At 58.9% G+C, this 3,418-nt stretch carries 1 protein-coding gene and 1 pseudogene; both read left to right on the top strand.

Features of this window, described 5'->3' with window-relative positions:
- A pseudogene (locus JOY90_RS24650) lies at positions 1-286 on the top strand (hypothetical protein); the annotation flags it as partial.
- 1,614 nt (positions 287-1,900) lie between these two features.
- On the top strand, positions 1,901-3,196 hold the full coding sequence (locus tag JOY90_RS24645) for an acyltransferase (protein WP_291693718.1): 1,296 nt from the start codon (positions 1,901-1,903) through the stop codon (positions 3,194-3,196).
- Positions 3,197-3,418: the final 222 nt, after the last annotated feature.

The following is a 3,418-nucleotide window of genomic DNA, read 5'->3' as shown; positions in this document are numbered from 1 at the left end:
GGGCGTGGCGATCGAGAAGGTCGCGAAGACGTTCCGACCCATGACCTCGGTGCCGTTCATCGCCAACACGGGTTTCGACAGGGAGAAGGGAAATCTGGCGATTGAGGGCGGCGACGCCGACGCCATCGCCTATGGCGTGCTTTTCCTGGCCAATTCCGACCTTATCGAGCGTTTCCGGCGTGGTGCCCGGCTGAACAAGCCCGATCCCGCCACTTTCTACGGCCGCGGGCCAAACGGCTACACCGATTATCCCGCGCTTCCTGGTCAAAAGGCGCATGTCGCATGACGGCTTAGGAGAAGTTCGCGATCCGCCGGATCGCGCTCGATGAGGTCGATCTTGCCGTGCACATCGGCGGCGTGATCTGGCCGGCATTCTTGATGCGCTCGGTATCGAGCGCGCTTCAGGCGCTGCCTGCAACGCGAGCGACCTTTCATAATTTGACATCGGTCGAGCCTTCGTCGCTCGTAACGTTCTCGTGGGTCAACAGCGCCATTTGCGAGGTCGGCCGCTTCCGGTCTACCTCGATAGGACCACCTCAGAGCGCGCGTACGTCGTGTGGAGAACCACACGGCGCGAAGGCGCCTCGCATGGACGTATGCGGCTTGACAGCCGGGAACGCGCTCCGCCTGGTGCCGATGTCGGCCATCGTGATCAGCCGCGGTAACGACGGGCACAGGCGAGCTGGAGTCGTCGTGATCGCGATTATTTGTCTTGGGCGACGGAGCGCTCGCTAATCCATGCGACGATCTGGTCCTTTTATGCCACTCATAAATATCGGCGTCTGAAGGCCCCCGCGTTGCGAGTAGGGAGCCATCAGAAGCAGCAACGCGAACTGATTATGTCTCCTGCATAGCACAAATTATCCCCGCCAGATGGCGGGGACTGGACTACCGGAATCGCTTTCGAAACTCTTGCAGGCACCGCTGCTCAGGCGGCTTGTTAAGCTGTTCACAAAAATTGCGACGGCCCAGAGATATGTGCGCCGACGTTCTCAATCGTGGATTATCCGGCAGCACCGCCTGACAGAAGTAGCAAACGGCATATTCAAGCTCGAGGCCATGTGGTTTCTGGAGCTGGAGTGTTTCCATCACGGCGCCTCCGCCGAAACAGGGAAGCTACGGCTATCGCTACAAACAAGAAAGACGAAAGCCCAACACAGTGCGTTTGAAATACGTTGGCTCATGAGCGACCTCCTTTCAAAGGATCAGCCGCCTACAAGTTTATCACGCGATTTTGGGGCAAGTTCTGGGCGAGCCGGTGCGCAGCTCTCGAATGTTATTACCGAACTTTGCACCAGAAATGATGCAAAGAAAGTTGGGCTTGGGTTGAGCTTTTGGCTTTTTCCAATTGATAGTTTGGGGGATGCCGCTCGTCATCGAATGTCTCGAGGTCGTTTCAGACCTTCCTGGTGGGAGACGTCTGATGTTCCCTGTCTGAATGGAATTGGAGTTGTCTCGCACTAGCGAACTTCACTTTGCAAACGATGCATTGCACACGCAATTGAGGACCCAGTACATCGAGACGAGCCATGGGTCCTATGGTCGGCACCGGTCGATCGGCTAGGCTGGAATAGCTCGGGACAAACTCGACATCGACAGCTCCGCGTCAACAGCGCCATTTGGGAGGCCGCTTCCGGTCTATCTCGATAACGGGACGACCTCAGAGCGCGCGTACATCGTGAGGAAAATCACACAGCGCGAAGGCGGCTCGCATGGCTGTATGCGGCTCAACGACTGGGAACGCTCCGCCTCACGCCGATGTCGGCTGTCGTGATCAGCCGCGGTAGCGCCGGGCACGGAAGAGCTGGGGTCGTCGTGACCGCGATGAGTTGTCCTGGGCGACAGAGCGCACGCCAATCCATGCGACGATCCGCGCATTTGAGCCGTGGGCGGAGAGAGTGTGACCCACCTCAAAGAGCGCGGTGAAGGGATCCAATATCTGCAACGGGATGGTTTCCTGGATTTGAGCACGCCCATGAAGAACCATTTTCCGCTGCTGGATCCGCTGCGCTTCGGGACTGCCCTCGGCGTCGCCATTTTTCACCAGATGTTCTGGTCCTGGGCCTGGGTTTCGATTGGCGTCCCGGGTTTCGAGCGCGACGTCGCCGCCGATGTTCTATACCCGTCCGCCGCGCCCTTCACATGGTTCGGCTGGGTCGGTGTCGAAATATTCTTTGTTATTTCCGGTTTCGTGATAGCGAATTCCGCGAGCAAGTCTTCCCCGACGGAGTTTCTTCTCGGCCGCGCTCTCAGGCTTTATCCGGCGGTCTGGGTCTGCGCCACCGCGACCTTCCTCGTTCTGGTTCTTTTTGGCAGCAGACCAGCATCCGAATTCATCCTGCCCTACATCCACGCCATGCTGCTCGTTCCCAAGGGAGTCACGGGTCAATGGCTCGACGGCGTCTATTGGACATTGGCGGCCGAAATGGCGTTTTATGGGCTGGTGTTTTGCGCGATGCTCACGAGGAAAATGACCCTGTGGCACCTGGCTTGGGGACTCACCATCTACAGCGCGGTGTTCAACGCCGTCGCATTGCTGGTGCTGTCATGCACGACGCCGTCGGACCTGCCCTATCTCGTCATTCTGATGTTTCGGGTGCCGTGCGCAGCATTCCTGTTGACCCATGGCTGTTTTTTTGCGCTGGGCATCTGGCTCTTCATCTCTGCAAACAGAAAATTGACGGCGCTCGAACGGGTCGCCGTCGCGGTCACGTGTCTTTCAGGTGCCGCAGAAATCTACTTCTTTGCCTCCTTCTTCCTGACGTGCATACCCGCCATCTCCGGTCAATCAGCCCTTGTGCCGATCATGGTTTGGGCGGCGGCGGTGGGCCTCATTGCCTATTGCGCGAACAGGAACAGGCGCTCTGCCGCCACCGCTTCGCCTGAAGCGCCGGCCTATTGGAGAACGCTCGGGCTGATCACCTATCCGCTCTATCTCTCCCACAACGTCGTTGGCACGGCGATGATCCGTCTCCTGGTCGATGCGGGCCTGGATGCCACCTCGGCCGTGTGGGTCGAGCTCGGCATTCTCGTCCTGGTCTGCTGGTTCATTTGCGCGAAGATCGAGCCGGCCGTCAGAGCTGGGATGACGCAAACCATTGCATATTTCGGACAGCTTCCGGAAAGACTGCCGGCATCGAGGCGCCCGGCGTTTTCTCGCGGGCTGGGCCTTCGGGCTGCCGTCCGGCAAAGATGACCGCCACGGTGCGATAGCCGGTGTCCCGCCAGACTGGCTTTTCCGAACTTGTTGCATCTGCTTTGCGCGAATTCCGGACATGACGAGACAGTCCGACCCAGGCGTGAACGGCCCATCGCGTCATTTCGTTGCTCTGCAGCACGGGATGTCAATCGACGGACGCTGACCGGCAACGCGCGACGTCGAGGAAATGACGGCAATCGAGCGAGCGACGGCTGAAAA

Origin of the sequence: Bradyrhizobium sp., assembly GCF_019242285.1 — a bacterium.
Lineage (GTDB): Bacteria > Pseudomonadota > Alphaproteobacteria > Rhizobiales > Xanthobacteraceae > Bradyrhizobium.
Note: the sequence above shows the minus strand (reverse complement) of the source record. Positions and strands in the feature narration are given on the sequence as shown.